Source organism: Megasphaera sp. ASD88 (assembly GCF_002287425.1).
GTDB lineage: Bacteria > Bacillota > Negativicutes > Veillonellales > Megasphaeraceae > Megasphaera > Megasphaera stantonii.
In genome coordinates, this window is the sequence record NZ_NQXW01000012.1 from 63506 (window position 1) to 69708 (window position 6203).

Sequence of the window (6203 nt, forward strand, 5' to 3'; positions counted from 1 at the left end):
AACAGGCCTGAAAAACCGCACGCGCGTGATATTCCAGCCCCGCTTATAGGTTTGCATTCAATTATAAACAATTCATAATAAAAATGCAATGGCTTTTTGAATAATTTACGGAAAATATATAAAAATACCTAATATATTTTTGTAAAGTAACGATGATTTACTGTAATAAAGAAATAAAGACTTTTGTTTGGGCATGAAAAAACACCCGGCCGCGAATTACGGGCGGGCGTTTTCAGAAATCCATTGGGCAAATTGCTGGCGGAATAAGCCGGCTCCGCCGTTGGCCGGATGGCGCATGACGGCGGCGGCCAGGCCTTTTTCTTCCAGCATGAGGGCTGATTTGCGGCCGATGGCTCCGATGAGGATATCGGGACGGCACAGGCCTAAGAGCTCCTGTGTGTACGTAAGGCCGGCGGCCAGCTCGGCGTCTGTCGGCGTGCGGTTGCTGAAGGGCGAATCCTTGTGGGGATGAAAGGGGAATATATTCCAGAGGATGACGTCGTCCGGCGAAAGGCCGTTGTCCAGGATGGCTCCCCATACGTACGTATCCGTCGGTTCATTCATGCCCTGCCGCCGCTGGGGGTTGCTGGTCATAAAGGGGCAGTCGGGACGGCTCGTCCGCTGGCCGTCGTAGCCCAGGACCATAGCGCTGGTCACCTGCTTGTGCGCGTTCAGGAGCATGCGCTCGCACGTAATGGCTACGCCTGTAAAGCGGCAGCCCTGATAGCCGGCGGCTTCGGCGACGAAGAGGTATTTGGCGTGGCCGATACGGCGGCGCAGGTAGTCCGTCAGCTGGCGGCTGCGGATGAGGGGCGCGTCGGGGCCGCAGTCGCAGCGCTCGTCGTAATCGCGCCAGGGATTATACACGCCGTCGCCTTCATACTGCCGCAGTGAAGAGAGAAAGGTTTCAATCGTAGACATAAGAGCCTCCTATAAAGTCGTAAACACGGTGTACGTTCCGAATTTTCCCAGCTGGTGGGTCAGGGGGAAGAAGGGCGATGCGACGTAATCGTCGTACCGGCTCCGCGGCACGATGAGGGTCAGGGCTTCACGGCGCTGCAGCTTATCCATGACGCTGCGTTCTTCTTCCGTCGGGAAGAGATGTTTTTTCGACCAGACGGCGTCCCGTTTCAGGCGGGCGTTTTCGTCAAAGCTGGCCGGTGCGGTCCAGACGGCGCCCTTGTCCGTGTAATAGACGAAGGACGTGCGGTATTCTTCGAAGAAATATATCTGGCCGGGGAACTTCGACGAGGCTTCGATGAGAGCTGACGACGAGCGGTATTCATAAAAGGGCGTCAATACCTGGAAGGTCAGAAGCCCGTATATGACCATGGTGCCGGCCGTGATGACGATGGGAATTGCCGGCAGGGCCTTCTGCCATTGGGAGAAGACGAGGATTGCCATGGCCAGGGGAATGAAGACGATGAGCCAGAACAGGTCTCCCAGGACGACGGCGCCGGGCTTGGCGAACAGGGCCGCTCCCAAAAAAAGGAGCCAGAAGAAGATAGCCGGGCCAGTGACGATTGTCCAGAGTTTGCACGAGCTCTTTTCCTGGAGATCCATGACGGCCAATGCGCCGAGGTACAAGAGCGGCATATTGGCGATATAGGCGTAGGTCGGGTATTTCGTCGCCATGGCCGTGTAGAAGAGGATGGTCCCGACGGCCCAGACGGTCATGAAAACGTATTCGTCCGTCCAGCCGCGCCGTTTCCACAGGCCGTACAGGCAGGGGCCGGTCCAGGGCAGCAGGCTGACGGGAACGAGGACGACGTAGTAATACCAGACGTTCATTTCCGGGTGCTCCGACACCGTAGCCCGCACGACGTTGTTAAAGCCCAGGAAGCCGTCGATAAAGGCCGCGCCGTGGCGGGCGTACATCGTGCCGTACCAGGACAGGACGACGAGGAGAAACAGGACGATGCCGATAGGCGGAAAGAGGCGCTTGATATACTGCGTATTGCGGCGCAGGGCGATGAAGACGAGGAGGAACGTTCCCGGCAGGACGATGCCGACGGGGCCCTTGGTCAGCACGGCGAATCCGGCCATGACGTAGGCGGCGACGACGTACCATTTTTTCCCCTCCGTCAGGCCGATATAGGCGAAGAACATGGCCGCCGACGTGAAGAAGAAGAGCATCTGGTCGGTAATAATGGAATGGCTGATGGCCCAGACGGCCAGAGATGTCACGGTCATGGCAGCCACGATGAGGGCGGCCGTCATGCGGCCCGTGCGGCGCAGCATATACCATGCCGCCAGCACGACCGACGCCGTGCCGAAGAGGGCGCCGGGCAGGCGGGAGGCGAAATCCGTAAAGCCGCACAGCGTGTAGGAAATACACAGCATCCAATAGATAAAAATAGGCTTATCGAACCAGTACGTGCCGTAAATCTGCGGAGAAATCCAGTCGCCGGACAAGACCATTTCCTTTGCCGTCAGGGCGTAGTTGGACTCGACGGGGTCGGTGACGGCCAGCTGGCTGTTGCCGAGGAGCAGAAACAGGAAGCAGAGGACGGCGAGCAGGAAAAATACAGGGCGGTGTTTCATTGCATACCTCCTATGGATGATTGATGAGAATGACTTGAGCCGGCAGATCTGCCGCCATGCCGTATTGCCGCAGTTCGGGCACCGTTTGATTGAGCTTGAGGAAGGACGTCTTGGTCATGACGATATAGGCCTTATCGGGAGACGTCAGCAGGGCGGCGAAGTCGGGCAGGTCGTCCTTTTGCCACTCTATGCCGTGCAGGTTGCTGTAATAGGCGATGCCCGGGCGGAGAAATTTTTCGATGTATAAATCGGACCGGCCGTCGTATACGTCGTGGAGGATATAGGCCGCTTCGTACGACGTCGTATGCTCGGCGATACGGGGCATGACGAAGCCGAAGGCCGCCCAGGAAAAGACGACCATGAGGACGACGGCAGAGGCGAAGGCCTGCTTCCAGAGCTGCCGGTACAGCAGGAAGGCCGGCAGGAACAAGGCCGTGCTCAGCAGGACCGAGCCGATGAGAATCGGCTGGGCGAAAAATCCCGCCCCTTTGTTCAGCGGAATGGCGTTGCAGAGCAACAGGCCAACGGCCAGGATATAGGCGGCGGCGATTGCGCTGAGAGGCGGGCGCTTTTCCAGATAGCAGCGGTACAGATACCAGGCGATGATATAGGCTGCCGGCGGAAAGGCCGGGGCGATATACGTGACCAGCTGCGTATGAGACAGGGAAAAGAAGATGAAAATAAAGGCCGCCCAAATCAGGCAGAACAGCACCGTATCGTTAAAGGGGTCGCGTTTTTTGAACAAGCGGCGCACTGCCGGAGCCAGGGCCGGAATCCACGGGACCATCGCGCCGATAAAGACGGGAATGAAGAAGAAAATACTGTTTTGTCCCGGATGTTCCGGCGCGATGAAGCGGACGAGATTGTGATAGCCGAGGAAGGTCTGCAAGAATATATCGCCGTGGGTCTGATACATAAATACGTACCACGGCAGGCCGACGAGAAAGGCGATGCAGAGGCCCTGGGGAATTTTCATCGTCCGGAGAAGGGCCCACTGGCGGGTAGCGGCCATATACAGCAGCATGATGAGCGCCGGAAAGGCGTAGCCGACAGGGCCTTTGGCCAGCAGGGCCAAGCCGCAGAAGGCGTAGGCCCGGTAATATTTACCCCGATACAGGGAGATCATGGCGACGGTCAGGGTGAGCATGAGGGTCATGTCCGTGACGGCGGCTTTGCCGACGTACATGAAGCCGACGCTGGTCAGCAAGATGAGCGTCGCCATGAAGGCGATGGTTTGATTGAACAGGTCCTTGCCCTGGACGTAGACGAATAAGGCCGTCGTGACGGCGGCGACAGCGCTGGGCAGGCGGGACGACCAGTCGGAAATGCCGAGGAGGCTGTAGGACAGCATTTCCAGCCAATAAAACAGGGGCGGCTTGTCGTACCAGAACTGGCCGTAAATGCGGGGAGAAAGCCAGTCCCCGGCCAGCAGCATTTCCTTGGCCGTTTGCCCGTATACGGGCTCGTTGGGATCCGTCAGGGGGGCAATACCCAAAAAAGGCAGCAAAATAATTGCTGCCATACAGGCGACCGTCAGGCCGTATCGATTTTCAAAAAGCCAATGTTTCATTTTGCCAATCTCCCGCGGCGCCGTTTCCAGAGGAAGAGGAGGGCGCAGACTGCGCAGATGGCGACGATGACGGCGAGGAAGATGTGATTGTACTGAATCAGGTCCTTCCAATGGCTTCCCAGAATTGAGCCGGCCCACACGAGGAGAAGCGTCCAGGGAATCGTGCCGATGATGGTGAAGACGACGAAGCGTCCGAAGGGATAGCGGGCCACGCCGGCCGGAAAGGAGATAAAGGTCCGCACGCCGGGCAGGCAGCGGCAGATTAAGACGGCCGCTCCGCCGTATTTATTGAACATCGTTTCTGCCATATTGAATTTCTTTTCGTTGAAGAAGATGTATTTCCCGTATTTCAGCAGCAAGGGACGGCCGCCGTACGAGCCGAGCCAGTAGCTGACGATGGAGCCGACGACGCCGGCCAGACAGGCGATGACGACGGTGGTCCAAAAGTCGAAGATGTTTTGGGAAATGAGAAATCCGGCGAAGCCGAGGACGACTTCGCTGGGAATGGGAATATTGGCATTTTCCAGTACCATGGCGATGAACATGGCGATATACCCATACGATTCCATAAGCTGCAACAACGTGTCCATGTAATGTAAGCACTCCTGTTCTCTATGTATTATATAGTATCACTATTAGAAGAAAGACTGCGTAACGTCGCGTATGCTTATCATAGCATAAAACGCGGAAAATTTGATAGAAATATGCAAAAAACGCAAATCACCGTCGCAAAACGCATGAATCAGCAAGTGTCAGCGCGTTTTGAAGCAAGGCAGATGACGCAGGGCGTATTTGCATATCATATACCCGTAGAGGAACGATAAGGCCAGCGTCAGGATGAATTTCAGCGGCGTGCCGAGGGACAGGGGCTGGAGGAAATAGGCCGTGTTCTGAATCAGCGTGTCGCTGACGACGTACAGCGGATAGGCCAGGCCGGCGGCCAGCTTTGTCTTGTCCGTTTCTTCGTCTCCCCATTTGGCAAAGGCGGCGAGCAAGGCCAGGAGCAAAGGAAGCTGCAGGATGGAAAAGAACAGCAGCAAGGGAAACAGCGTGCCGGAAATAAATACGGAAATTCCCATCGTAATATAGGACGAGGCGACGATGACGCCCAACAGCAAGGCCGAGCCGATGATGTGAACGGCAGACGGCACGTAGCCTCCGGCTGTGAACCAACGATGCCTGAAGGCATACACGCCGAAGCAGAAGTACAGCCCGCTCATCGCCGCAAGGTACAGCACATACAGGGGGAACCAAAGGTCCGGCGTGCGGTGCGCCGCCAGCAGCAGCCCGAAGAAGGCCGCGGCCACGACGAGCTGCAGGGCGTAGAAGCCGGCCAGGATTCCTGCTGAGGGAGGCGCGGCTGCCGCCCGCTGAAAGAGGGAACGCCGCCATTTCTTTGCGCCCATCAAGGTCAGATGAAACAGCAGGAGCAGCCCGATACAGAAGAAGGGGCTTTGGAAATAGGCAGACCAGAACGGCAGGTGGACGATCGAGAACGCCGGGCCGTCGCCGTGACTGCCGCAGCTCCGGCTGGCAAGGTACAGGAGCTCCGGTGCCAGGAGAATTGTACCGGCCAGCCAGGGCCAGCCGAGACGGGTCCACTTGCTCTTGAAATAGGGCCGGATCATGTGGATGCGCAGCGAAGACGCGCCGAAATAGGCGCTGATAAAAAAGATTGCCGGCACGATGCATACGATGGCTAAATTGTACAGGAAATCGACGGCCAGCCCTTCGATGGAGTGCATCGGAGCGGGAACGTAGGGATGCAGCAACGGAAAGGGCCTGAAATTTCCCAGCGCGGCGAAGAAAATGCCGGCGAATACCAGGCAGGTGCGGAGATTATCCAGATAATGTATGCGTTTACCCATCGGTAAGACCTTCTTTCTCATGTATAGGCCAGCTTCCGCAAGAAGCTGACATACATTATAATATACCTATCTAAACAAATATTAAAGATAGAAGGGCGAATTGTCAAGCTAAGTGCAACTTTTTAGAGTAATGTACTTCGTATGGCGTTTTGTATCCTAAACATTTTCGGGGACGGCGATTTAGTTCTGCAAAAACAGCTTGCACATAGGCTTCTGGAACG

5 protein-coding genes and 1 pseudogene are annotated in these 6203 nt (G+C 56.4%); all 6 read right to left on the reverse strand.

Annotated features, from left to right (window positions below):
- Window positions 1-216: 216 nt before the first annotated feature.
- Entirely contained in the window at window positions 217-921 is a 705-nt protein-coding gene (locus CJ260_RS07675) for a uracil-DNA glycosylase (protein ID WP_095629765.1), read from the reverse strand.
- Between the two features lie 9 nt (window positions 922-930).
- Entirely contained in the window at window positions 931-2544 is a 1614-nt protein-coding gene (locus CJ260_RS07680) for a glycosyltransferase family 39 protein (RefSeq protein ID WP_095629766.1), read from the reverse strand.
- Between the two features lie 10 nt (window positions 2545-2554).
- A complete protein-coding gene (locus CJ260_RS07685; RefSeq protein ID WP_095629767.1) occupies window positions 2555-4114 on the reverse strand; it encodes a glycosyltransferase family 39 protein in 1560 nt (519 codons plus the stop codon).
- Window positions 4111-4704, reverse strand: coding sequence for a DedA family protein (locus CJ260_RS07690; protein WP_087477594.1), 594 nt, complete (start codon window positions 4702-4704; stop codon window positions 4111-4113). The genes CJ260_RS07685 and CJ260_RS07690 overlap by 4 nt, the downstream gene beginning before the upstream one ends.
- Window positions 4705-4866: 162 nt before the next feature.
- Complete coding sequence (locus tag CJ260_RS07695) at window positions 4867-5982, reverse strand: acyltransferase family protein (RefSeq protein ID WP_095629768.1); 1116 nt, start codon at window positions 5980-5982, stop codon at window positions 4867-4869.
- Window positions 5983-6085: 103 nt separating this feature from the next.
- Window positions 6086-6203, reverse strand: a pseudogene (locus CJ260_RS13155) (IS30 family transposase); the annotation flags it as partial.

What these genes read in the sequence shown, in the direction of transcription:
- CJ260_RS07675 (WP_095629765.1), bottom strand. Translation starts at nt 921, where the DNA reads ATGTCTACGATTGAAACCTTTCTCTCTTCACTGCGGCAGTATGAAGGC.
- CJ260_RS07680 (WP_095629766.1), bottom strand. Translation starts at nt 2,544, where the DNA reads ATGAAACACCGCCCTGTATTTTTCCTGCTCGCCGTCCTCTGCTTCCTG.
- CJ260_RS07685 (WP_095629767.1), bottom strand. Translation starts at nt 4,114, where the DNA reads ATGAAACATTGGCTTTTTGAAAATCGATACGGCCTGACGGTCGCCTGT.
- CJ260_RS07690 (WP_087477594.1), bottom strand. Translation starts at nt 4,704, where the DNA reads ATGGACACGTTGTTGCAGCTTATGGAATCGTATGGGTATATCGCCATG.
- CJ260_RS07695 (WP_095629768.1), bottom strand. Translation starts at nt 5,982, where the DNA reads ATGGGTAAACGCATACATTATCTGGATAATCTCCGCACCTGCCTGGTA.